This window comes from Pedobacter heparinus (genome assembly GCF_032678725.1).
Taxonomy (GTDB): Bacteria; Bacteroidota; Bacteroidia; order Sphingobacteriales; family Sphingobacteriaceae; genus Pedobacter; species Pedobacter heparinus_A.
Genome location: NZ_JAVTSC010000004.1, coordinates 129,980 through 156,322 on the forward strand (window position 1 = coordinate 129,980; position 26,343 = coordinate 156,322).

Annotated in this window: 19 protein-coding genes; 5 read left to right on the forward strand and 14 right to left on the reverse strand. The window is 43.6% G+C overall.

The window, feature by feature from the left end; genetic code table 11:
* Position 1: 1 nt before the first annotated feature.
* From R2Q85_RS07955 to R2Q85_RS07995, 9 genes are all read right to left on the reverse strand, one after another.
* Positions 2–901, reverse strand: coding sequence for an FKBP-type peptidyl-prolyl cis-trans isomerase (locus R2Q85_RS07955; RefSeq protein ID WP_316811232.1), 900 nt, complete (start codon positions 899–901; stop codon positions 2–4).
* The gene (locus R2Q85_RS07960; protein WP_316811233.1) at positions 898–1,347 is read right to left on the reverse strand and encodes an FKBP-type peptidyl-prolyl cis-trans isomerase; all 450 of its coding nucleotides are present in this window, start codon (positions 1,345–1,347) and stop codon (positions 898–900) included. The genes R2Q85_RS07955 and R2Q85_RS07960 overlap by 4 nt, the downstream gene beginning before the upstream one ends.
* Before the next feature lie 219 nt (positions 1,348–1,566).
* Complete coding sequence (locus R2Q85_RS07965) at positions 1,567–3,357, reverse strand: acyl-CoA dehydrogenase family protein (protein ID WP_316811234.1); 1,791 nt, start codon at positions 3,355–3,357, stop codon at positions 1,567–1,569.
* 12 nt (positions 3,358–3,369) lie between these two features.
* Complete coding sequence (locus R2Q85_RS07970) at positions 3,370–4,548, reverse strand: acetyl-CoA C-acyltransferase (protein ID WP_316811235.1); 1,179 nt, start codon at positions 4,546–4,548, stop codon at positions 3,370–3,372.
* A 17-nt stretch (positions 4,549–4,565) separates the two neighbouring features.
* Positions 4,566–6,929 (reverse strand): 3-hydroxyacyl-CoA dehydrogenase NAD-binding domain-containing protein, encoded by a 2,364-nt coding sequence (locus tag R2Q85_RS07975; RefSeq protein ID WP_410478867.1) that lies wholly within the window; start codon positions 6,927–6,929, stop codon positions 4,566–4,568.
* A 28-nt stretch (positions 6,930–6,957) separates the two neighbouring features.
* Positions 6,958–7,419: a MarR family winged helix-turn-helix transcriptional regulator gene (locus tag R2Q85_RS07980; protein ID WP_316811236.1), complete on the reverse strand. Its 462-nt coding sequence runs from the start codon at positions 7,417–7,419 to the stop codon at positions 6,958–6,960.
* 130 nt (positions 7,420–7,549) lie between these two features.
* Entirely contained in the window at positions 7,550–8,872 is a 1,323-nt protein-coding gene (locus R2Q85_RS07985; RefSeq protein WP_316811237.1) for a DUF6089 family protein, read from the reverse strand.
* Between the two features lie 81 nt (positions 8,873–8,953).
* On the reverse strand, positions 8,954–10,666 hold the full coding sequence (ggt, locus tag R2Q85_RS07990) for a gamma-glutamyltransferase (protein WP_316811238.1): 1,713 nt from the start codon (positions 10,664–10,666) through the stop codon (positions 8,954–8,956).
* A complete protein-coding gene (locus R2Q85_RS07995; RefSeq protein WP_316811239.1) occupies positions 10,644–12,416 on the reverse strand; it encodes a long-chain fatty acid--CoA ligase in 1,773 nt (590 codons plus the stop codon). Before R2Q85_RS07995 ends, ggt begins: the two co-directional genes overlap by 23 nt.
* 207 nt (positions 12,417–12,623) lie before the next feature.
* On the opposite strand from R2Q85_RS07995, the gene R2Q85_RS08000 reads away from it, so the two are divergent.
* Positions 12,624–13,088 carry a hypothetical protein gene (locus R2Q85_RS08000; RefSeq protein ID WP_316811240.1) on the forward strand — a complete coding sequence of 155 codons (465 nt, stop codon included), beginning with the start codon at positions 12,624–12,626 and terminating at the stop codon, positions 13,086–13,088.
* 345 nt (positions 13,089–13,433) lie between these two features.
* Here the strand turns inward: R2Q85_RS08000 and R2Q85_RS08005 are convergent, their stop codons facing one another.
* Complete coding sequence (locus R2Q85_RS08005) at positions 13,434–15,221, reverse strand: M61 family metallopeptidase (RefSeq protein ID WP_316811241.1); 1,788 nt, start codon at positions 15,219–15,221, stop codon at positions 13,434–13,436.
* 183 nt (positions 15,222–15,404) lie between these two features.
* Between R2Q85_RS08005 and R2Q85_RS08010 the strand changes: the two genes are divergently transcribed.
* The 4 genes from R2Q85_RS08010 to R2Q85_RS08025 are packed head-to-tail and all read left to right on the forward strand — an operon-like array spanning position 15,405 to position 21,776.
* Positions 15,405–16,493, forward strand: coding sequence for an efflux RND transporter periplasmic adaptor subunit (locus tag R2Q85_RS08010; protein ID WP_316811242.1), 1,089 nt, complete (start codon positions 15,405–15,407; stop codon positions 16,491–16,493).
* On the forward strand, positions 16,490–19,600 hold the full coding sequence (locus R2Q85_RS08015) for an efflux RND transporter permease subunit (protein WP_316811243.1): 3,111 nt from the start codon (positions 16,490–16,492) through the stop codon (positions 19,598–19,600). The genes R2Q85_RS08010 and R2Q85_RS08015 overlap by 4 nt, the downstream gene beginning before the upstream one ends.
* Positions 19,581–20,903: a TolC family protein gene (locus R2Q85_RS08020; protein ID WP_316811244.1), complete on the forward strand. Its 1,323-nt coding sequence runs from the start codon at positions 19,581–19,583 to the stop codon at positions 20,901–20,903. Before R2Q85_RS08015 ends, R2Q85_RS08020 begins: the two co-directional genes overlap by 20 nt.
* Before the next feature lie 18 nt (positions 20,904–20,921).
* A complete protein-coding gene (locus tag R2Q85_RS08025) occupies positions 20,922–21,776 on the forward strand; it encodes an N-acetylglucosamine kinase (protein WP_316811245.1) in 855 nt (284 codons plus the stop codon).
* Here R2Q85_RS08025 and R2Q85_RS08030 read toward each other — a convergent pair.
* From R2Q85_RS08030 to R2Q85_RS08045, 4 genes are all read right to left on the reverse strand, one after another.
* A complete protein-coding gene (locus tag R2Q85_RS08030; protein WP_316811246.1) occupies positions 21,766–21,954 on the reverse strand; it encodes a PID-CTERM protein-sorting domain-containing protein in 189 nt (62 codons plus the stop codon). The genes R2Q85_RS08025 and R2Q85_RS08030 overlap by 11 nt on opposite strands.
* A 39-nt stretch (positions 21,955–21,993) precedes the next feature.
* The gene (locus tag R2Q85_RS08035) at positions 21,994–25,131 is read right to left on the reverse strand and encodes a LamG-like jellyroll fold domain-containing protein (protein ID WP_316811247.1); all 3,138 of its coding nucleotides are present in this window, start codon (positions 25,129–25,131) and stop codon (positions 21,994–21,996) included.
* Between the two features lie 256 nt (positions 25,132–25,387).
* Positions 25,388–25,906: a GAF domain-containing protein gene (locus R2Q85_RS08040; RefSeq protein WP_316811248.1), complete on the reverse strand. Its 519-nt coding sequence runs from the start codon at positions 25,904–25,906 to the stop codon at positions 25,388–25,390.
* Positions 25,907–26,120: 214 nt separating this feature from the next.
* Positions 26,121–26,312: a hypothetical protein gene (locus R2Q85_RS08045; protein WP_316811249.1), complete on the reverse strand. Its 192-nt coding sequence runs from the start codon at positions 26,310–26,312 to the stop codon at positions 26,121–26,123.
* Between the last annotated feature and the right edge of the window lie 31 nt (positions 26,313–26,343).

The window sequence follows — 26,343 nt, forward strand, 5'->3', positions numbered from 1 at the left end:
ATTAGTTTGTTATGCTTACAATTTCTATGTCAAAATCCAGGCATGAATTCCCTGGAATAGTTACATTGCCAGCAGCATCCGTTTGTGCAGATTTACCATATCCAAGATCAGAAGGAACCAGCAACCTGATCTTTCCTCCTGTCCCAATTTTTCCCGGCATCACTTTATACCAGCCTTTAATCAATTCATTTAAGGTAAAAGTAACCCCATCCGTACTCGAATCAAACACAGTTCCGTTCAGCAAGCGGCCGGTATATTTCACATTCACTACCGAAGTTTCTTTCAGGTCCTGCTTATTGGTCCCCTCTGAAGAGATGATGTAACGCACACGTGTTGGGTCAAGGACCGGTTGCAGATTATTTGCAGTTACAAACTTATTGATCAGAAAATTATCTACCTCATATTGTTTACTGAAATTCAGTAAACCAAGATCAATGACAACGATCTCATTGGATCCCACGCCTAAAGCAGATTGTCCATTCTTTCCAAAGGCCATTCTTGAGGGGAGTATAACCCTGGCTGTACCCCCTTTTTTTAACTTAGCCAGCGTAAGCCTTACGCCAGGTATGGTTAAAAAATTGAAGCGGTCTGTATAACCCAGAAACGTTCCCGGGATGGTATAATCTCCATTTTTTAAAAAGCTGGTGCCGTCAGCATGTTTAAAATCATAGCTGTAATATACGGAGTCTGAATTGACAACGGCAGCACCGGTACCTTCAGAAATAATCTGGTAATAAAACCCTGAAGGATCCTTCAGTTCAGGAATGTTATTTTTCGCCAGGTACTCTTCTATCGTACGGGTGTCCAGTGTTTCAATAGATTCATACTCTTTTTTACAGGAATTGAAAAGAATTAAAGTGCCTAACAAGGCAAAGGTATATAATGATAACTTTTTAATCATTTGGGGTGTTTTATTTTATCTATTTCTAAAGTGATATCTAATATTGAATTTGGAGGGATTACTGGTGAGGTAACCGGCCGGTCTTTGAAGCCAAGAGCCGAAGGTATGATTAACCTGACTGCTCCGCCGGGCTGTATCAGGCGGGTACCTGTTTTCCAGCCATCTATATAACCGGAAAGCACAAATTTAAAAGTCGTATCCTGGAACCTGTCCCTCAAAACAGTATCCTTTAAAACTTTCAGCGTATACCTGGCAAATATCGTATCTGTTTCCGGATAGCTCTCATTTCCTGTACCCTGTCTCATAATTTGATAATACAATCCTGAACTATGCTTAGTAAATGCGCTGTCCTTCAAATACTTCACAATGATTGCATCATCAATTTCCAGTTGTGTTACGGGATCGTAGGGTGCAGCTTTTTCGCAGGCAACAAATACTGCTGCCATCAAAACAAACCCCAACAAAACCCTGGTTTTTAACATAATTCACAAAAATAGTCTTTTATTGCTGATGCCACAATTTTTAACCAATTTTAACAAAAATCATCCCATGCCTGTCATGGGCACAAACCTCATCCCCCGGAAAAAATGGCACAAAAAAACGCCCGCAATTAGCTTACGGGCGCCCAGTTTTAATTATGAATCGTCTCTTTATGACAATGTCTTTTAATAACAATATTTATTGGCGGCGATCAGTTGCTGCGCCACCTTTTGCCTGGCTTCCTTCACATTAAAAGGCTCCATTTTAGTAAATCTTCTCAGGCCAACCAGCATCATCCTTTGCTCATCTCCCTCTGCAAAAGCCCATAAAGCTTCTTTACCAGCCTTTTGAACAGCATCTACAGCTTCAACAAAATAAATCCGCATCATGTTCAGCTGACCTTCACAGGCTTCCTCACCACGCAGGCTAACCAGTTTTTCTGTCCTCAGCATGGCCGATTCAGCGATATAGACATAGCTGGCCATGTCGGCAATATTCATTAATATTTCCTGCTCTTTTGACAAGCTCATCATCAGCTTCTGCACTGCTGCTCCGGCAACCATCAATGTTGCTTTTTTTAAGTTCCTGATGAGTTTTTTCTCAGCAGCGAACACCGTTTGATCTTCCTCAGCAAAGTCCGGGATGGACATCAGCTCAGCTGCTACTGCAGTTGCGGGTGTCATCAGGTCCAGCTCGCCTTTCATTGCACGCTTCAGCATCATATCTACGGTAAGCAGCCTGTTGATTTCATTGGTGCCTTCAAATATCCTGTTGATCCGTGCATCGCGATAAGCCCTGTCCATTGGGGCATCAGCCGAAAAGCCCATCCCACCATAGATCTGAACGCCCTCATCTACCACGTAGTCCAAAACTTCTGATCCCCATACCTTTAATATGGCACATTCCACCGCAAACTGCTCCGTCGATTTCAGCTTTGCCTTCCCTGCATCCATCCCACCTTCAACCAAGGTATCATAAGCATCATCGATGTTCTGGCCCGCACGGTAGTTGGCAGATTCAACTGCATATACTTTAGTTGCCATTTCTGCAAGCTTATACCTGATGGCACCATACTTAGAGATCTGACGGTCAAACTGGATCCGCTCATTGGAATAATTAACAGCGGTATCAATTACAGATTTAGATGCCCCGATTGCCGCAGCAGCCAACTTGATCCTGCCAATGTTTAAAATATTTACCGCAATCTTGAATCCATTCTGACGTTCAGAAAGCATGTTCTCTACCGGTACCGGACAATCGTTAAAAAACACCTGCCTGGTAGACGAACCTTTAATGCCCATTTTATGCTCTTCCGGGTTCATGGTAATGCCACCAAAATCCCGCTCCACAATAAATGCAGTTAAGTTTTCATCGTCATCGATTTTGGCAAACACAATAAATACATCTGCAAAGCCTCCATTGGTAATCCACATTTTCTGACCATTGATCACATAATGTTTCCCGTCTTCAGATAATCTGGCCTTGGTTTTACCCGAATTCGCATCCGATCCGGAGTTGGGTTCTGTTAAACAATAAGCAGCCTTCCACTCCCCGGTTCCCAGTTTAGGGATGTATTTATTTTTCTGTTCTTCCGTTCCATAATACAAAATAGGCAAGGTCCCGATCCCCGTATGCGCCGATAGCGCCACAGCAAAAGAATGTCCCGCCCCGATCACATCGGCAACCAGCATTGATGTGTTAAAGTTGTTCCCGAAACCACCGTAAGCTTCAGGTATAGAAACACCCAAAATCCCCAGTTCTCCAGCCTTATCCATCAGGGATGGCATCAAACCTTCTTCCTGCGCATCTATCCGGTCCAGGTTGGGGTATACCTCCGCTGCTAAAAAGTCGCGGCAGGTCTGTGCAATCATATTTTGTTCTTCATCGAATTCTTCCGGAATAAATACATCCTCATAAGTTGTTTCCCTGATTAAGAACTCACCCCCTTTAATTGTCTTTTTCTCCTGTTTTTCCATAGCTGTAATAGATTATAGCATCTCAAAAATACCTGCAGCACCTTGTCCGGTCCCTACACACATGGTTACCATGCCATATTTTTGATTTCTCCTTTTCAATTCATTAAATAACTGGACAGATAGCTTAGCCCCGGTGCAGCCCAATGGATGCCCCAAAGCTATTGCCCCACCGTTTACATTCAAAATTTCTGTATTGATGTTCAGTTTCCTTACAATGGCAAGCGATTGTGAAGCAAAAGCTTCGTTTAACTCTATCAATTCTATCTGATCCAGTGTCATTCCTGCCTGCTTTAAGGCTTTAGGAATCGCGTAAATCGGGCCTATGCCCATAATACGTGGCGGTACACCTACAATGCCATAACTCACCAGCCTGGCGATGGGCTCAACGCCCAGTTCTTTCATTTTCTTTTCAGACACCACCAGCACAAAGGCAGCACCATCCGAAGTTTGAGAAGAATTACCAGCAGTGACACAACCATCCGCAGCAAATACCGGTTTCAGTTTCGCCAGCTTCTCTATAGAAGTATCCGCACGCGGTCCCTCATCTGTATCTACGATATAACTGCGGTTCTTCTTTTTCATATCCCCGTCCAGATAGGTTTCATTTACAGTTATTGGCAAAACACCTGATTTTAAATGGCCATTTTGAATGGCAGCTATCGCTTTCTGGTGCGAGTGGTAGGCAAATTCATCCTGATCTTCCCTGTTTACGTCATATTCTTTTGCCACCGCTTCAGCCGTAAGCCCCATCCCCCAGTACCAGTCGGGATTAACCTTAGCTACTTCTGCATTAGGCACTATTTTCCAGCCCCCAAAAGGCATACCCGACATCACCTCTACGCCGCCGGCAATGATACAATCGGCCATACCACTTTTTATTTTTGCTACCGCAGTAGCAATGGTTTCCAGGCCGGATGCACAATACCGGTTCATTGTTACTCCCGGCACTTTATCCGTATCCAGTCCCATTAAGGAGATCATACGGGCAATATTCAATCCCTGTTCCGCTTCCGGTGTAGCATTACCAACAATTACATCATCAATCTGTTCCTTATCCAGGTTGGGTACAGCCGCAACCAGATGTCTGATCACTTCAGCCGCCAAATCATCAGCCCTTGTAAAACGAAATACACCACGGGGGGCCTTGCCTACTGCGGTACGATATCCTGCTATAATATATGCTTCCTGCATGTCAATATCCTTTTATATTAGTTCCTTAACGGTTTGCCTTTAGTTACAATACTCTGGATCCGTTCCAGTGTTTTCCTTTCCCCACAAAGCGACAAAAATGCTTCTCTTTCCAGGTCGAGCAGGTATTGCTCAGTTACCTCGGTTGGCGAAGAAAGATCACCGCCGCACATTACCCAGCCCAGCTTCTCAGAAATCTTTTTATCATGCTCAGAAATGTAATGACCGGAGTACATGGTATTGGCGCCTGCATAAATAATACCCAGGCCCTGTTTGCCCAGAACTTTAATGTCTTTACGCTGTACCGGTTTGGTATAGCCCGCATCGGCCAGTTCAATAGCCTTCGCCTTCGCATCAGCAATCAGCCGGCTCCGGTTCATGGTAATGGAATACTTATCTTTTTGCAGATAGCCCAATTCAAATGCCTCCACAGCCGAGGTAGAAACTTTAGCCATTCCAATAGTCAGGAACCTTTCCCGCAATACACTCTGCACAATCTGGTCGTCCCGGTATTCATCAGATGCACGCAAGGCAAACTCCTTAGTTCCGCCCCCACCGGGGATCAGCCCTACGCCAAATTCCACCAATCCCATATAAGTTTCTGCGTTCAGCTGCACATGATCGGCATGCAAACTAAATTCACAACCACCACCTAAAGTTAAATTGTGTGGCGCTACCACCACAGGTATTGCTGAATACCGGATACGCATGGAGGTATTCTGGAACATCCGGACGGCCATATTCAATTCCTCCCATTCCTGCTCAACTGCCATCATAAAGATCATTCCTACATTCGCCCCGGCTGAAAAATTGGCGCCATCATTACCAATCACAAGCCCTTTGTAATCTTTTTCTGCCATATCTATGGCTTTATTTATGGCCTGCAGGGTATCCCCTCCAATTGTATTCATTTTAGAATGGAACTCCACATTGATGATCCCATCTCCAAGATCAATAATAGATGCACCCGAATTTTTCCAGAGCACCTTACTTGACCTTAGGTTGTCCAGCACAATAAACGCTTCCGCGCCAGGTACCGCTTTATAGGTTTTAGAAGGAATGTCATAATACTTCCTTACACCATCCTCCACTTTATAAAAGGAAGAGTTCCCGGCAGCCAGCATTTCATGAACCCAGGCCGCAGCCTCATGTCCATATTTCTTCATGCCCTCAATAGCTTCAGCAACACCTACTGCATCCCAAACTTCAAAGGGACCTAAATCCCATCCAAAGCCTGCACGCATGGCATCATCAATCCTGTACAACTCATCAGAAATCTCGGGTATCCGGTCTGATACATATTCAAACAAACCAAAAAAAGATGCCCTGAACAACTCTCCGGCTTTATCCTTTCCGGCAACAAAGACCTTCATTCTGTCCCGCACATTTTCAATTGGTTTGGTCAAATCCAATGTTGCTGATTTCACTTTTTCCTGCGGACGGTATTCCAGCGTTTTCAGGTCAAGGGCCAGTATCTCCGTTTTGCCTTCAGCAGATTTTGTTTTCTTATAAAAACCCTGTCCGGTTTTGTCGCCCAGCCATTTATTGGCTTCCATCTTTTCTACATAGTCCGGCAATTTAAACAGGTCATGCGCCTTGTCGTCCGGGCAATTGTCATAAAGCCCTTTCGAAACCTTGATCATGGTGTCTAAACCAACCACATCAGTAGTCCGGAAAGTAGCCGATTTTGGGCGGCCCAATGCAGGTCCGGTAAACTTATCCACCTCTTCAACTGTGAGCTCCATTTTCTGCACCAGGTGCAGCAGGGCCATGATCGAATAAACGCCTACACGATTGGCAATAAAAGCAGGGGTATCTTTACACAAAACAGTTGTTTTGCCCAAAAATTTATCGCCATAATACATTAAAAATTCAACCAGTTCAGGTCTGGTATGCAACGTAGGTATAATTTCCAGTAACCTTAAATAGCGGGGCGGATTAAAAAAGTGTGTTCCGCAAAAGTTTGCTTTAAAATCATCACTCCTGCCCTCGGCCATCAAATGGATAGGGATCCCGGATGTATTTGAAGTGACCAGTGTTCCGGGCTTACGGTACTGTTCTACCTGATCAAAAACCTTTTTCTTAATGTCCAGGTTTTCTACCACAACTTCAATGATCCAGTCATAACCGGCAATTTCAGACATATCGTCTTCAAAATTTCCCGTCACTATCTTATTCAGAACTTTTTTTGAATAAACCGGAGAGGGATTGGTTTTTACCGCAGTTTGCAGGGCTGTATTTACAATACTGTTTTTATCTCCTTCCTTAGCGGCAATATCCAGCAGGAGCACGTCTACTCCTATATTCGCAAAGTGACAGGCAATACGCGAACCCATAATACCAGAGCCCAATACCGCTACTCTATTTATCTTTTTGTTCATCATTTTATCGGAATATATGGTCTTTCTTAATCTATTCATTACCCTGCACCTGAGTAATTTCATCAGGAACCTTATACGTCAGGGTCAGTTTGTTTACCTTTTGCAAAGTCACCAGCAGGTTGTTTTTCTCTGTTGCCGTCAGGTTCTTGTTCAGGTATTCATTAAACGCAATCACCACACCTTTTGCCATGTGCCGCTTTTCATACCCAAGTCCGGTGAGGTAAACCTTTACAGAACGCTTATCTCCGGCAGAAGTTTCCCTGTATATTAACCCCAGATCTTCCATATTGTTTAGCATTCTTGACAAGCTCGTGGCCTTCACACCCAGTAACCCCGCCAGCTGCGAAACGGCCGTGCCTTCCTTATCGATATTGATCAGGACATAACCTATTGCCTGCGTGATCCCAAAACCTGAAGCAATCTGATTGTATGTATTCGATACATTTTGCCAAACTACTTTTAAAAAATAATCAATTGTTTCCTGCTGTTTCATTAAATACTATGCTTGCATAACAAAGCTATCGAATTAAAATCTATAATGCAAACACATTTACGAAAAAAAGAATATAAAAAAAGCCTCCCTGATAAATCAGGAAGGCTTTTAAACTTTATACCGTTTCAGACTAGAACAATGTAAATTCTACCCTTCTGTTTTGCTGACGGCCGGCAGCAGTTTTATTGGACGCTATAGGCTGGTTCTCACCATAACCCGTAGCCTCAATTCTTGAAGCATTGGCACCCTGAGACACCAGGTACGATTTTACTGACTCTGCCCTGTCTTTAGATAAACGCATGTTTAATGCATCGGAACCAGTATTATCTGTATGTCCCGCCAGTTTTAAACTAAAGTTTTTCTGGATCAGCAACTCTGCCACACGATTTAATGTAGCATAAGATTTCTGACGAATGGTCGCTTTACCCAAATCAAACTCCAGGTTTTTAATCGCATCTGCAACCACTTTACGGTCAGCCTCTGTAATGATCACTTTTTCAACCGGAGCAGGAACTTTTAACGGACAGCCCGAGCCATCTACAACGGTTCCGGCAGGAGTACCTGGGCATTTATCCAGTTTATCAGCCACACCATCACCATCGCTGTCTTTCAACAGGTCATTCATTTCTGTTCTTAATTTCGCATTCTCTGCTTTTTGTGCATCCAGATCACCTTTCAGTGCATTGGCAGTTTGTTTAGCCTGTACCGCTTCATCATAAGTTAACGCGACAGGATTATGCCATGCCAGCTGCTGTCCTTTGCCCAAAGCAAATTCCAAACCTGCATACGCATAGTTGTATTTGTCATTACTGCCACGGTAATATCCGTCCAGGTTATCTCCGTCAACATAATTAATGGTCCAGCCAAGATCTAAATTTACTTTTTCAGCTACTTTAAATTTCGCACCAACACCTACAGGAATGATCAGTTCGCTAATGGTTTTACCACCTGCGTAATCAGTTAAAGCCCCTGTCCCTGCAGCAGTTTTAACCTTATAACCTGCTAACCCGGCACCAGCAGATGCATAAAGCTGCATAGCGCTGTTTTTATTAAACATGTCTATATTGAACAGGTTTACCACAGCGTTTAAACTTCCTGAATAAGAAAGATTTGTTTCAAAAACGCTAACAGGGCTCGCGTTGGTTGCTCCGCCATCAAAAGGTTCGGTGTTGTCTGCTTTTAATTTACCTCCCACACCGTCTAAACGTAAAGAGAAATAAGGGGTCAATTGTTTTTTAATGTACAAACCATAACCCAAACTGCTTTTCCAGTTCGAGAAATCGTTTTTACCACCCAAAGGGGAAATTGGACTAAGCACTCCGGCGTTTACTCCTATAGACCAGGTAGACAGCTGATTCGCTTCAGCACTTTTGTTTTCTTGGGCCTGGGCACTACCACCCAGTAAAAAAGCAGCTACGGCTACCGGCAAGCATTTCAATAATTGTTGTTTCATAATTTATGAGGGTTAAATAAAAGTAGAATATTTTATTCTGACACAAACTATTCAATTATCAGGCCAAACAATTCTATACAACTACCATCCCAGGGCCTTATCATCGCCGCGGGGATCTGCTCCTCCCTGATAGTAACCCCATTTGGTTTTCAATATCGCATCAACCCTTCCGATCGCTCCCCGGGGCACAATATGGTATCCTTTCCTGGTCAGTTCCAGCGTTGCGGCACTATCCAGCGCCCCCTCTTCTACATACACAGCATCGGGCATCCACTGATGATGAAATCGCTTTGCAGTAACTGCAGCCTGCATATTCTTGTCAAATTCTATTACATTGAGTATGGTCTGAAAAACTGAAGTCATAATGGTAGAACCACCAGGTGTACCCACAACCATAAACAGTTTGCCATCCTGCTCTATTATCGTAGGTGTCATAGAACTCAGCATCCTTTTTTCTGGCACTATAGCATTTGCTTCACCGCCCAATAAACCATACATATTCGGTGCACCTGGCTTTACAGAAAAATCATCCATTTCATTGTTCAGCAAAAAACCAGCTCCTTTTACCAGCACTGCCGAGCCATAAGAACCATTCAGGGTAGTCGTTAACGAAACCGCATTACCATCCCTGTCTACTATAGAAAAATGGGTGGTCTCTTCATGTTCAGGCGTTTTTAATAACCCTGCTTTGATATCCGAGCTTAAACTTGCCTTCGCCCAGTTAAAACTTGACATCCTGCTTTTATTGTAGGCAGCATCAACCAGCTGCTGCTGAGGCACCTTATAAAAATCCGGGTCCCCTAAATGTGTAGCGCGGTCTGCATAGACCCTTCTTTCTGCCTCCACCATTACCTGTACGGTCGAATCGGCATTTAGCCCCCAGCGTTTTAAAGGGAAAGGCTCAACAGATTTCAATAGCTGGAGCAAGGCAATACCACCACTGGAAGTTGGCGGCATGGTAATGATTTTATACCCTTTGTAATTGCCCACAACAGGTTTACGCCATACGGCCTTATAGTTTTTCAGATCAGCAGCTGACATGATTCCGCCACCACGTTTCATTTCTGCTACCAGGCTGTCTGCAACAGGACCTTCATAAAAGCCGGCATTGCCCTTATCTCTGATCTGCTCCAGGGTATTTGCCAGCTCATTTTGAACTAAAACATCACCCTCAAACCATAGGCCATCTTTCAGCAATGCTGTTCCAAGCGGATTAAATTTTACAAAGCGCTCCTTTTCCCTGTTCAGTTCTTTGGCGGTTCTTGCAGTTATTTTAAAGCCATTTCTAGCCAATAAAACTGAAGGCTGAACCAATTCTTCCCATTTCAGCTTACCATACTTTTGATGCGCCGCGACCATACCTGCTACAGAGCCCGGCACACCCGCAGCCAAATGACCATCCAGACTTTTTTCTTTAATGGGATTACCTGCCGAATCTAAATACATGTCTCTGGAAGCTAATCCCGGAGCCTTCTCACGGAAATCCAATGCATTGATCTCGCCCGATGCCGACCGGTAAACCATAAAGCCACCACCACCTAAATTTCCGGCATTGGGGTAAACCACTGCCAAAGCGAACTGGACTGCTACTGCAGCATCTACGGCATTACCTCCCTTTTTTAAGATGTTCAGACCAACCAGGGAGGCATCTGCATTTGCCGACACGACCATCCCGTTGCGGTACTGCCCGCTGTTGTTCTTTCCGAGCTGCCCACCCACACAGGCAGATAAAACGGCTGTTAAAATGATTACGGCAACCGGCGCAAAATGTTTACGCTTTATAGTTTTCTGCATCGGTATAAATTTTTTCAATAATAGTCGCGTTTTTTTCCAATATAACCTTTCTTTTCAGGCTCAGCTTAGGTGTCAGTTCCCCGCCGTCAATGCTCCATGGCTTCGCCAGCAATTCGAAGCGTTTCACCTGTTCCCATTTCCCGAAATCTTTACCGGAGCTCTGCACAATCTGGTTAAATTTCTCTATCACCTGCGCATCTTTTACCATTTCCTCATCAGTGGTATAACTGATCCCTTTTTTGGCCGCCCATGCCTTTAAGGCTACAAAATTGGGTACAATCAGTGCGGCCGGAAATTTACGGTTTTCGCCCAATACCATCACCTGCTCTACCAAAATAGTTTCCTTAAACTTGTTTTCAATCATCTGCGGCGCTACATATTTACCCCCAGCGGTTTTAAATATCTCCTTTTTACGATCGGTGATTTTTAAAAACCTGCCCCCAATCAGCTCTCCAATGTCACCTGTATGGAACCAGCCATCTTTATCTATCGTTTCGGCCGTCAGGTCATCCCTCAGGTAATAACCTTTCATAATATCGTGCCCCCTGGCCAACACCTCTCCATCTTCAGCTATTTTAACCTCTACGCCATTAATTGCTGGGCCAACCGTGCCAAACATGGTATTGCCAAAATGATTTACGGTAATCACCGGCGAAGTTTCTGTCAGCCCATAGCCTTCAAACACAGGCATGCCCGCGGCCCAGAAAATCCGTGCCAACCTGGGGTTCAAGGCCGCGCCACCTGAAATGATCACCACAATCTCGCCACCCAGCGCTCCCTGCCATTTTTTAAATACCAGTTTCCGGGCTATACCCAGCTTAAAATTATAGAACCAGCCATTTTCAATTTCAAATTTTTCTGCCAGGGCTACTGACCAAAAAAAGATACCTCTTTTAATCCCGGTAAGTGCCTTGCCTTTCTCCATGATCTTTTCGTACACCTTTTCGAGCAAACGGGGAACAGTAGAAAAAACATTGGGTTTTACAAACTGGATATCCGCTACAATGGTGTCCATACTTTCGGCATAGTATACCGCCGTGTCACAAAACATATAGAGATAAACCACCATGCGTTCAAAAATATGGGAAAGTGGTAAAAAGCTCAATCCCTTTCTGATTCCCTCCGGCAATAGTACAGCCGAGTTTTCAAAGTTTTTTACCAGGTTATTGTGGGTTAGCATCACTCCTTTCGGAGTTCCGGTAGTGCCCGAAGTATAGATCAGGGTTAAAATATCTTCCGGAGTGATCTGACTTCGGTAGGCTTCCAGGTCTGTATCTTTCTTTTCCTGTCCGGCCCGGACTAAAGTTTGCCAGTTTTCCGCACCTGCTACTTCGTCAAAAGTGTAAACTTTAATGTCTTTTTTCAGTTCAGCACAAACCGGTTTTAGTTTTTTGTATAGGCTTTCATCCGCTGCAAAGATTACCGTAACTTCTGCGTTCTCCAGGATAAACTTAATGTCATGTTCGGCAAGTGTAGGGTAAAGCGGGATCTGATAAGCCCCAGTCTGCATAATTGCAAAATCGGTAATGTTCCATTCCGGGCGGTTTGCCGACATCACCGCCACACGGGAAGCCTTCCCAATGCCGATCTCAATCAAACCCCGGCTCAGCGCATCAACTGTCTCGCTAAATTTCTGCGTACTGTACTTCAGCCACTTCCCATTTACTTTACCACTTACAAACTCCTCTTTAGGAAATTTTTCCAAATTATACTGAAGTAGATCAAATACTCTTGTTACCGTTGCAGCCATACGTCATCAGCTTTATTAAAGATTTGGTTAAAAATTTCACAGAACAACTCTGCATAACCCATGTTCTCAAACTTAACTAAAAATAATTAATGACAAAAGAACTTTCTTGTTTGCTTTTCTCATTAATCGCAACATTTATTGCAATCAAATGATAATCGGCACAATAGTTGTAAGGGTAGTTTAAAAACAAACAATTAATAAATGATTATGAAAAAATTACTTTTTACTCTTATTGGATGCGCAGCATTGTTAACTTCCTCATCAAACATGGCACAAGCACAAAACTATAAAACTGGTTTGGGTATGCGCATTGACGCAGGTAACGGAACAGGAGTAGGTTTTAACGTTAAACATTTTTTCACCAGGAATAATGCAATTGATGCAAGTGTTGTATTTTTTGAAGGTGATGTTGTTGGCGTAGGTGCAGAATACCAATACAATGCGCCTATACAAGGTGCTAAAGGTTTAGACTGGTATGTTGGTGTAGGCCCGAACTTCTTATTTGCAAAAGGGTATACTGCTGTTCAAATCAGACCAGTTGCTGGTTTAGATTTTAAAATACCTGCTGCACCAATTGATTTCGCTTTCGACTGGCGTCCAATGTTTACGATCAACCATGGTGGTGATGTAGATGCAGGACAATTCGGTATTTCTATCCGTTACGCTTTTTAAGCTTAGAAAAAATTAATAAAAAAGGCCTGAGATTTAAATCTCAGGCCTTTTTTATTAACAGTTATTTCTCCCTACCCAACCTAACTGCATCCCTGTAGCTTTGCCCTGCTTCTGCTATGCATGGCCTGTTTCTTTAGCCTTCCCCTATATTTACTATATCTTTCCTTTATCCGCAGATATACCAACCATATAGAAAAGACGGCCCAGCTATATAGTAAACATACGCCAACAGGCCATGCACAGGGAAAGAAAGACAGAAGGAATGGAAAAGGAATAAGCGCCTCCGGTTATGCACCCGCTTTGAAAGAAATATGCCTCTTCAGAGAACGGCTTATTTTAAATTTATTAAAACAACACCGCTTTCCTTACTGCCTTTTGCAGGTCACTGGCTCCCTCATCAATCTGCCCTGCCAGTTTCAGGTTAGGACTGTTTTTAAGGGTAACAACAATATCCTTAAGTACCCCATCTCTGGCCACCTTAAAAGTAACCACTTCACCTACTTTCTTACCAGCAATGGCCTGCATTTTATCAATGGCTATTTCAACCGGAGCTCCGTCTACACTGATGACCTCATCATTCACATTGAGTCCGCCAATCCAGGCTGCCGAATTGCGCGAAACCACCGTGACAAATACCCGTCCACCTGCATTTTTAGATGCAATGCCTAAATAAGGAACACTTTTCCCTTCGTTCTCATTGCTTACCTTAATGCCCGCATAACCAAAATATTTATGGTATTCCAGCGCCTGGGTCCCATTCACATATTTTGCCCAGAAATCAGTAAAACTTTTACCGCTGATCTTTTCAACCATAGCCTTAAATTCTGCATCAGTATAACCTCTTTTCTGGGCCTTATTTTGCAGGTACATGGTTTTCATTACATCATCCAAACTTTTTGCACCCTTTGTGGCATGCGCAATTTCCAAATCCATCAACAAGCCCACAACCTCACCTTTGGCATAATAAGATACCGTGGTGTTGTTCGAGTTTTCATTAGGCCTATAGTATTTAATCCAGGCATCATAGCTGGCTTCCGCTACCGACTGCACACTATTGCCGGGAGTATTGGACACATTGCTTACTGCAGTAACCAGGGCATCAACAAAACCCTGCTCGTTAATAAAACCTGCACGCAGTAATAGCTTATTCTCATAATAAGCGGTAAAACCCTCCGCTACCCATAAGTTTGTAGTGTAGTTCTCCTTGTCGTAATCAAACGGCCCCAAAGCAACCGGGCGCATTCTTTTTACATTCCACAAATGATAGTATTCATGGGCCACCAACGCTAAAAACCCCTTATAACCAGTTTCGGTTTGATACGCATCGCGTTTGGCACCTAAAACCGTGGAATTCATATGCTCCAGGCCTCCACCTCCGGACAGAAAATTATGTACAATAAAAGTATAATGCTTATTCGGATTCTCGCCATAAATAGCCGTTCCCTGCTCAACAATTTTGGCCATATCAACTTTAAGGCGTTCCTTATCGTAATTGCCACCACCAAACATCGCAACCTCATGTTTTACGTCCGACGCCATAAATTCAAAAACGTCCTGGTTGCCCACTTCAATCGGACAGTCATATAGCGTGTCAAAATCAGCAGCCGCATAGGTAAAAGCTTGCCCGGAAACAGGTTTCAGGCCAGTAGAGACCTTTGTCCAACCCTTGTAAGGAATGATCTTTACCGTACTTGATTGTTTAAGCAAGCCGTCAGGGTACATAAATATGCCTGTACTTGACAAGAACGCATGGCTTTCATCAATAAAAGAAGTACGCACTGAAACCTCGAAAGCATATACCCGGTATTTTATTTTAATGGCATTTACCTTAGCCGAATAAACCCTCCAGACATTTTTTCTTACTTTTTCATATTTAATGGCTTTGCCATTGGCAGTTGCACTAAAGCCTTCTACACTTTTAGAAAACTCCCGAACCAGATAAGAACCCGGCGCCCATACCGGCATCTTTACATCTATATAATCTTTAACCAAACCGGAAATGTTCATTTCTACTTCGGCATAGTGTGCCTGGGGCTCTGTAAAACTAATATCGAACCCTATTTTAACCTCCGATCTCGCTACCATACCTGCAAATAGTAATATTACTAATCCTAATAATGATGTTTTAATCATAAATTTATTCTTAAACCGCCAAACTTAGAAAAATTTGGTTCCTAAAGCAAGGGGTCTCTGGGCCGGAGATGCGCTAAATACTGATAAGCAGGGCCTGTAACACACTTAATACAAGCTATTATGGTCATATTTAAATATTTTTGTCCGTTAGTATAACAGCTACACAAGCATAACAAAACACAGATGAAACTAAAATATGTCATTTATACCCTGATCGTTTTGGGGATAGCCTATTTAATCTATTACCGGATCTCGGCCAATAAAAAAATTGCGGAAGATGGTGCCGGGCCAGGCAAAGGGAAAGGAGGATCTTCGAAAGGTTTACAGGTAGATGGTATCGTTGTACAGGCCAGTGATTTTACCAATGATCTTGAGGTTACCGGAGCATTGGAAGCAAATGAAGCCGTGGAACTGCGCAGTGAGGTATCGGGCCTGGTGACCAGCATCAATTTTAAAGAGGGTGCTAATGTAAGCAAGGGCCAGCTCCTGGTTAAGATCAACGACCGTGACATTCAGGCACAGTTGCAGGAAGCGCTAACTAAGCAAAAACTATCGGCTACCAACGAAAACCGCTCCAGGCAATTGCTGGAAAAAGGGGCCATCAGCCAGGAAGAATACGATACTTCCCTCGCCGATCTTCAGTCCTTAAAAGCACAGAGCCAACTGATCCGGGCGCAGCTTGCAAAGACATCTATTTACGCCCCTTTTAGCGGTAAAATTGGCTTACGGTCCATATCTGCAGGCGGTTACATCACACCAACAACCCTGATCGCAAATTTATCAAGTGTCAATCCCTTAAAAATCAGTTTCTCGGTTCCTGAAAAATACATTGGTCAGATTAAACTGAATTCAGAAATATCTTTCGCCACTGATGGCTTCAATAAAAGATTTACGGGAAATGTTTTCGCCATTGAACCTGGAATAAATACCCAGACACGTACGCTACAGATCAAGGCACTGGTACCCAACGCCAGCAACGAATTGCGGCCGGGTTCATTTGCGAAGATAAAGCTTGCACTTAGCACACAAAAGAATGCGCTTTTAATTCCCAACGAAGCGATTATCCCCGTATTGAAAGGAAAAACAGTTTTCATTACCAAAGATGGCAAGGCGCAGCAAGTACCCGTTGAAGCAGGTACCCGGACGGCGGATCACATTGTAATTACATCAGGATTAAACATTGGAGATACGGTATTGACCACCGGCGCTATGGCATTAAAACCTGATGCTCCTGTGAAAGTTTCCGTGGTTAAAAACAAGGCAACTTTATGAGCATTTCAACCACCAGTATAAAAAGGCCGGTACTGGCCATAGTGATGAACCTAATGATCCTGTTGTTTGGGGTTATTGGCTATAACTTTCTGGGCATTCGTGAATACCCCAATATTGACCCAACGGTGATCAATGTAAGAACCTCTTACCCTGGCGCCAACTCTGATATTATTGAGTCGCAGATTACCGAACCGCTGGAAAAATCGATTAACGGAATTGACGGCATCCGGAACATTTCTTCCTCCAGCAACCAGGGGAGCAGCAATATCACCATTGAATTTAACCTGGATAAAAATATTGATGATGCCGCAAACGATGTGCGGGATAAGGTATCGGAAGCAGCAAGAAGACTGCCTAAAGATATCGATGGCAACCCGGTAGTAAGTAAGGCCGATGCCAACTCCGATGCGGTGATCACCATGACCGTACAAAGTGACAAACGCAATGTAATGGAACTGAGTGATTATGCAGAGAATGTGATTGCAGACAGGCTGCAAACCATTACCGGCATCAGCAGCATCCAGATCATGGGGCAAAGAAAATATGCCATGCGCATCCGCATCTCACCAGATAAACTGGCAGCCTACGGGCTCACTTCACAAGACATCGTAGCGGCACTTGACCGGGAAAATGTGGAGCTTCCATCAGGAAAAATAACGGGTTCAAATACAGAACTGATCGTAAAGACCCTGGGAAAACTGACCGATGCGGAACAGTTCAATAACCTGATCTTAAAAAACGACACCGATAATGTGGTGAGGTTAAAAGACATTGGCTTTGTAGAACTGGGTTCTGAGAACGAGGAAACTGTACTGAGAGAATCGGGCAAGCCCATGGTAGCTGTGGGTCTTATCCCACAACCCGGCGCCAATTACCTGGATATTTCCAAGGAGTTTGACAAAAGGTTTGCCCAGCTGGAAAAAGATGTCCCTCAGGACATCAAGCTGAACATATCTCTGGATACCACCAAGTTTATCAAAGCATCAGTAACAGAAGTGGCAGAAACCATTATTTTGTCGCTCATCCTGGTAATCCTGATCATTTACCTGTTTTTCAGGGACTGGGCCATTGCAATCAGGCCATTGATTGACATTCCGGTATCCCTGGTATTTACTTTTTTTATCATGTACATTTTTGGTTTTTCCATCAATGTGCTGTCTTTATTGGCAGTGGTTTTAGCCACTGGGCTGGTAGTGGATGATGGAATTGTGGTTACGGAGAACATTTTTAAAAAAGTAGAGGAAGGCTATTCGCCTTTTGAGGCGGCAATAAAAGGCTCCAACGAGATCTTTTTTGCGGTAATATCCATCTCCGTTACCCTGGCGGCCGTATTTTTACCGGTTATATTTTTACAGGGCTTTGTTGGCCGGCTATTCAGGGAATTTGGGGTGGTGATTGGTGCAGCTGTACTGATCTCGGCATTTGTATCCCTTACTTTAACGCCGATGCTGAATGCTTACCTGATGAAAAAAACAGGGCACAAGAAATCCAGGTTCTATGAAATAACCGAGCCTTATTTTGTGAAATTGAATGATGGTTATGCCGAAAAACTGAATAAGTTTCTTGACCGGAGATGGCTCGCGATCCCCATCATCCTGGTTTGTGTAGGTATCATTGTACTGTTTTGGAAAATATTGCCAAAGGAAACGGCACCTTATGATGACCGCAGTGCGATCAACATGAACCTGACCACGCCCGAAGGCTCTTCTTTTGCGTATACAGACCGGTTTATGATGAAAGTTCAGGACATGGTGAATGATTCCGTGCCTGAAAAGAAAGTGAACATTACCATCACCTCTCCAGGGTTTGGGGGTACCGGTGCTACCAACAGCGGCTTTGTAAGAATGGGACTGGTTGACCCGGGCGACAGGAACCGGACACAAGCGGAGATTGCCGCAAATCTGACTAAAATCACCAGGAAATACTCAGAAGGAAAGGTTACCGTTACACAGCAGCCCACCATCTCTGTGGGCAGGCGTGGTGGTTTACCTGTTAATTACATCATTCAGGCGCAGAATTTTGAAAAACTGAGAGAAAAAGTGCCTTTGTTTATGGACGAGGTTGCAAAAGATCCAACCTTTACCACTTCAGATGTAAACCTGAAATTTAATAAACCCGAAATTGATTTGACGATTGACAGGGATAAGGCTAAGAACCTGGGTGTTTCTGTTTCAGACATCGGCATCGCGCTGCAACTGGGGCTAAGCGGTCAGCGTTTTTCTTATTTCTTTATGAATGGGAAACAATACCAGGTCATCGGTCAGTTTGAGGTAGGCGACCGTAAAGATCCGCTCGACCTGAGTTCTGTATATGTACGGAACGATAAAAATGAGCTGATCCAGCTGGACAACCTGGTCACTGCCAGGGAAGAAAGCAGTCCACCGCAATTGTATCGCAACAACCGCTTTACTGCGGCTACCGTCTCAGCCGGTCTGGCACCTGGCAAAAGTATAGGTGACGGTATAGCGGCTATGGACAGGATTTCTGAAAAAATACTGGATGAATCCTTCTCTACCGATCTTGGTGGGGAATCGAGGGATTTCAAGGAGAGCTCGTCCAATACACTCTTCGCCTTTGGCCTGGCATTACTACTGGTCTATTTAATCCTTTCGGCACAATTTGAAAGCTTTATCGACCCCATCATTATCATCTTAACAGTTCCGATGGCTGTTGCAGGGGCATTTTTGTCGCTCTGGCTGTTCGGGCAAAGCTGGAATATCTTTAGCCAGATCGGCACCATTATGCTCATTGGCCTGGTAACCAAAAACGGGATCCTGATTGTCGAATTTGCCAATCAGCTGAAAGAAAAAGGCAAAAGTGTACACGACGCCATCAGGGAAGCCTCGGTTTCCAGGTTAAGGCCTATTCTAATGACGAGTCTGGCCATCGCCATTGGGGCTTTACCTATCGCAATGGCTTTAGGTGCAGCTGCCAAAAGCCGCATGGGTATGGGTATTGTTATTGTAGGTGGAACCACCTTTGCTTTGATATTAACATTATTTGTGATCCCCGCCATTTACTCCTATTGGTCTAAGGAACACAAAACAAATACAGAATTGGAACAATCATTAAAAGCAGCATTGGCACATGAAAAGGATGAAAAGTAGGGCATTAATACTTGCCCTGATGGTTTTGTGTACTGGCACACAGCTTGCTTTTGGACAGGAACGGCTGAGCTTAGAACAAGCAATTACTATAGCGCTTAAAAATAACTATGACATTAAACTGGTAAATAACGATGTTCAGATTGCCAAAAACAATGTAAATCCGGGGAATGCAGGCATGCTGCCCAACGTAGAGGGAAGTTTTAGTGATGGAGGCAGCAAGCAAAACATCACCAGAACACAAAGTAATGGCAATCAGCAAACATTGGACGGAGTAAGGAATACCAGTATGAGCTATGGGGCTTCGCTTGGCTGGACAATCTTTGACGGGCTCCAGATGTTTACCAATTATGAAAAGCTGAAAGAATTGCAAAAATTAGGAGAAGTAAATGCCAAAGCCACCATATTAACCACCCTGGGCAATGTGATCAGTGCTTACTATACCGTTTCGAAAGAACAACGGCTGGTAACCGCCAGGGACACTGCGCTGGACATATCTCAGCTGCGCTTAAAAATTGCAGACAACAAACTGGCGATAGGCAGGGGTTCAAAGCTGGATGTGCTTGCGGCAAAAGTAGATTACAACACGGACACATCTGCTTATTTGCAGGAAATTAACCTGCTGAAAACTGCCAAAACAGCTTTAAACCAGGTGATGGCCAGAGATCTGAATCTTGATTTTAAAGTAGAGGATACGATCGATATAGATGCAGCGCTGAACTATGGTACTTTAATGGGACAAATGGAACAGCTCAATCCTGATCTGCAAAATGCTTTTATCAGTAAAAAGATTGCTGAGCTGAATTTAAAACAAGTTAAAGGTCAGCGATACCCGGTTGTGGGTGTAAACGGCGGGTACGAATTTCAAAAAAGCGCCAGCCCGACCGGTTTTAATACCCAGCAACGTGCCAATGGCTTTACGTATGGGCTTACTGCAAGTGTCAATATTTTTAATGGTTTTTTACAACGGCAGAACGAACGCAATGCTAAGATTGAGATCAGCTCATCGGCGCTGTTGCTGGATAAGACAAAGCAGGACATTACCGCCCAGCTGGTCTCTACTTACCAGAACTACAGCACCAATCTCGATTTGCTGAAAATAGAGCAAAACAATGTGGATATTGCCAGGCAGAACCTGGACATCACCCTGGAAAAATACAGATTGGGCAGTATTGCTCCACTGGAGCTAAGGGAGGCTCAAAGAAACTCAATTGACGCCATTACCAGGTACCTTGAAGCACAATATCAGGCAAAACTTACAGAAATTAGTCTAAAAGAAATCAGTGGCACTTTAAATATTCAATAAGATTACTATTTTTAGCAAATGATTCTAGTAGCAGACAGTGGTTCTACCAAAACCGATTGGATGGGTTACAGCCCCAATGAACAAATCAACTTCAATACGCAAGGTATTAACCCTTATTTTTTAAATGCACATGACATTTTTAAGCTTTTTTCTAAAAAAAAGGAGATCGCTGCTTATGCCAGTCAGGTAAAAGAGGTTTATTTCTTTGGCGCAGGCTGTTCCTCACCCGATAAGGTAGAAGTCATATCTAATGGGATATCTTCCTTTTTCACCAATGCTTATGTATCTGTAGAGCATGACCTGATGGGGTCGGCTTATGCTACCTGCGGCGATAAAAAAGGATTGACCTGCATTTTGGGGACAGGTTCTAACATCTCTTATTATGATGGTAAAACATTGCACCTTGGCGCACATGGCCTGGGTTATGTGCTGGGAGATGAGGGATCTGGAACCTGGTTCGGACGAAAACTGATCACTACTTACCTATACCATCAAATGCCTGCCGAACTGGCCTTCGAGTTTGCGCAGGAGTTCCAGGTTGATAAAGAAACTGTGATTACCAATGTATACCAGAAACCGGCGCCAAATACTTACCTGGCTTCCTTCAGCAGGTTCATGGTAAACCATAAAGACCATCCTTTCATTGTAAATCTGTTAAGGGAAGGCTTTCAGGAATTTGTTAACACCAACATTAAGGATTACAGCAATTATAAAAGTCTTGACTGCCATTTCGTAGGTTCAATTGCCTTTATTTATCAGGACATTTTAAAAGAAGTCTGCTTAAATAACCAGGTTAAACTTGGGCAGATTCTCCAAAAACCCATTGAAGGTATTTATAATTACATTTTAAGGAAAGAAGGCATTACGGTTTAGTTTCTTTTTGCTGATTAATTTTCCTTAATCCATAAGCAGCCCCGGCAAGCAGCAAAGCTGCTACCCCTCCATCAATAGGTAAATCAGGATCATCTCCAGGTAATCCCGGATCATCTGTTCCCATCGCCCATAGGCAGGTAACATGGAGCATTAACACAAGAAGAAGGGTATATTTCATTGTCATTTGGTTTACAGGTTATCATTCTTTTTTGTATACTTAATTTCTCCATATTTTAAAAGTGGCCCTTACACTATTGTTTTGCTGGTCCAGCAGTTGCATAAAATAAATGCCTGGTTGCAGTTGACCACAGCACTGTTGAACCGGAATACCTGCATTTAAAACCGGCAGGTCATTACTCCACACAATTCTGCCCCTGACATCCCTGATTAAAACCTTCAGGTTTTTATAGGTCAGACGAGATTTCAGGTAGAATAGCTCTTTAAAGGGATTCGGATAAATCAGGATATCCCGGGCCGTTTCCTGTTCAATGGTTTTCACTGCTGCAAGCTGTTTGTAAATTATAGAGAAACGCTGTATCCCGTAGGTTGCGGGAATGGCATTGTCCATAAAAAATTGATAAGTGCTCTCTGCCGCCAAAAGCCGTTTACTGATGCCCAGGTAGTGATCGGCAAGTACGATTTCCACTCCGGGTTTAAGCTCGGCTTTTAAGTTCAGCATATAGTTCCCGCTTACCCAGCCCTTCACATACAGGCCGATCTCCTTTTCAAGGGTATCTGCCGCTCTTTCATCAATCGCCAGCTTTGTCCCGTTCAGGGCCATACCTGCAATACTCAGGTAGCCTTCTCCAATTTTTGCTGCATCCGAATCATTTACCCCATCATTTCCATTGCTACGGAAAACCAGCGCATAATGATCACTAAGACCGTCTTTACACAACTGGATGTTTAGCCTTGTTGTTATTTCTTTTTTCACAAAAGCCTTTGCTGCAGGCACTGACATTTGGAGGGCAGGAGTAGTAGCCGGAGTATATTTGGCTGCTTCATGAAAGCTGAGTGTACCATCTGTATTTCCATGGTTTACCCGAACGAAAAAGCCGGTACCGGACCGGATGATGTATGCGGGATCATCAGTGACCTGGTAAGCATTGTTTTGCGGATCAAATACCCAGATGAACGGACTGACATTCGTTTTTTGCAAAGCTCCCCAACGGAGTGCTGAAGCGTAGGGATTTCCAAGCAGGTTAAAGCCATCACCTTCTGCACCGGTGTTCCTGTTGAAGAGCTCAACAGTCAAATTTCCGGTATACAATTGACCAGTATAGGTAATGAGATAGGGTGCGGGATTTGAAAATGGAGGGGTCTGAATTTGATGCAGGTACGCATCGGGAACATTCCTGCTGCCCCTTGAAAACAGGTAAAAACCTTTTCCAAGCGAGACACCGGCCGCCATATTGGGGATGGCCCTATACTTTTGGGAAAGGCTGCCCGGTAAAGACTGATCATGTGTATAAATTGTACCACCATTATTGGGTGAAGCATCAAAGCCATTTTGAATGCCAGCCGTACCTGTTACAAAAACACTGGCCTTAACGGCTGAAAAGCCATAGCGCAGACCGGGATTTAATTCAGGCTGATACACAGGTGCGGCCAGCAGCCACCAACCGCGTGCCGTTGATGGCGGGTTAAAATTCCCGGCTATATAGTGCTGTACATTTACATCGCCTGTGATTTTCGTACTATCTGTATCTGTTACCGGCATCAATGATGCGCTTTGGTTTGCAGCAGTAGAAAGCAAGGTCAGTTTTCCATTTGCATGGATTGTTCCCCTGATCAGCTCAACCTGCTTGCTCACATTGATGTTCGACTGCAGCAATACTGCATTACCCGCAGCGGCAAGCCCAATTTCCAGCCGGGAAACCCGGGCTGTACCGGTCCCGGAAAAAGTTTGCATGGCATGATTGCCTTTAAAGGCAAGACCGCCGTTATTCCCATTTAAAAGGATAGTGCCATTGTTCTGCACATCGTATTTAAAAGCCAGTTGTACGCCTTCGCCCAACACCACCGCAGCAGAGCTGGCAATACTTAGGGCACATTGCAGTTCAAGATCGGTTTCCAGATGCAGTATAGCCCCCGGTTCCAGATCAAGCTTTTTTAATGCGGTGAGCACACCTGGCGGAAGCTGTGATTGCCGACCAGCCTTAATGGTAACATTACTATTTTGCCCGGGCACCCTTCCCAGATTCCAGTTCCCTTCATCAGTCCAGTTCTGCGTGCCGGCCGCCCCGGTAAATTCATATACCTGGCTAACATTTGCCGGATTGATTTCTTCTGCTGCAATGCTGATAAAACCTCCCGGATTATCCTGGTTCCGGTATTCAGTACTCAGCCAGTCGATACTGCGTTCCATATTCTGAATCCTTAGTTCATCAATCATTCCTTTAAAGTACCTGTCATTTTGTTTACTCTTTCCGATTCGCAATGCGCCTCCCCTCCCCAGCTTTATACTACTTGACCCACCGCCGGTTTTATACACCCCATTGAGGTATATTCTCTTTATCCCTTTAATAAAAATACAGGTAAGGTGGTACCAGGTATTTACCAACAAGGCCTCGGCAGTTGCCACGCTTTTGAAACCATCGGTACTTTTAGTTTCAAAAACGAGGTTTCCCTGGGCATTCAGCTTAATGACATATCCTCCTGCAGTAGTGTCGCTGGCTAAAATTATCTGCTCTGTTCCGGTCTGATGCAATTTAACCCAGGCAGAGATACAGACCGTTGTATTGGTATCTGCTGCTGCAGTCATCCCATCTGTACTGCCATTAAACAGCAGGCCATTGCCAATCCTTGCAGCAGAAAAGTTAGCCTGGCTCATTCCTGGATTTCCAGTCATGTTCATTTCCGGGCCGCGATTTGCACTTCGGCTTATGGAAGGCATTGCATCCAGGTTCAGGTGCCAGACTTGCTGGTAGTTAAAAGACCATCCGGCCTTGGCCGAAAGGGAAAAGGGATCGTGCAATACGGTAGCGCCATAATAAAGGTAAATTTCATTACTGCCGGCATTATTGCCTGCAAACAGCTCATTAATGTTTACCCAGCAAACCAGTTTTCCGTTAACAGGATCATAGTGGTCCAGCTGAAACCCAAGTGGCAGCAGCGGAGTATTTATGGCGGCAAAGGAAATATCCAGTCCGCTGCTGTGCTTCATCCTACCCTCGCAATTGCTGATGTACTTCAGTTCAGCATCCTGAAGTACTATCAATACAGGAAAGTTAATCAGGTTTACAGTACCCGAAACTTTAGATTTATCAATGGTTATCTTTTTTCTAAAACCATAACCAGGCATCCAACTCTGGCCCGCAGCAGAATCAACTGCCAACAGAAATAAAAAAAACATAAAAATATGTTTTGTCCAAAAATTTGAATAAACGCTCAACATTTAATTATAAATTACAATATATTTAACTAATTAATTATTTATATTGTAATTATAGTTATATATATTATTACTTCATAATTAAAATTACTTTTAAGAAAAAATAAACTTAGAGATGGAGATTTTAGCATAAAAAAAGCCTGGTTTGGTTAAATAAATAATTTAACCAAACCAGGCTCTAAAAGATTTTTTATAAACTGGCTAAATCCCCTAAAGGTCAGGCAGAGATCTGCCCGGCCATCCTTTTGTTCATCTCTTTTCTTATCCTAACTGCAACCCATTCCAGCTTCTTTTGCTCATGAGGTAAAAATTTCCTGTGTTTGGTATCTACAATACAAACCATACCTACAGGAAGCCCTTCATCTGTAGTAATCGGCACTGCTGCATAAAACCGTAAACCTGATTCTCCGGCAATTAAGGCGTTTGACATCAGCGCAGGTTCTTTCTCAAAACCTTCAAATTCAATTCCACTTTCATTTATAATCGCCATCGAACACAGACTGGTTTCTGGCTCAAACGGCGATGAAGGCCGGGCTTGCTGTCCCTCTTTGAGCCACACGCTGTCCTGATCAACAAAATTGATCAGGGCAATTGGCGTTTTTAAGATTTTTGCAGTGAATGCCGCAAGCCGGTCAAAAACAGGCGCAGATTTGGTATATAAGATTTTATAGTTCTTCAGGCTTTCCAGCCTCGACCACTCATCAAATGCGATGCTCTTTCTTATTTTTTTTTCCAATTTGTCATATCTAGGTGTATCCTAATTAGACAATTACCATACCCTATTTTTTTCGGGCAAAAAATGAGTACCACTCCAGGTCATCATCCGGTTGGCACTGGCAATAATCTGCTTAAATGGCTGATTATCCAGCTGTATTAACGTTTACGGCTAAACATCCCACATTACCGACATCGGAAAAGCTGCCTGGTGGTAAAACTAGAGGGGTAAAAATTTACTCAAAATGTTGAATAAAATAACCCTTAAATTTCCATTCCTTTTTATCATCCTTTTCGTAGGAAACTTTATAGCTGTGGTTTGGCGGGATGGTAAAATGAAAATCAAGTTTTTTTTCTTCAGGATCTTTGGGAATAAAGCCTGGAAGCAGCGTATCGGCAATGCGTTTAATTTGTTCTTCTGAGTGCATATTTTAAGGCTTTAATTAATGATTTTATTTT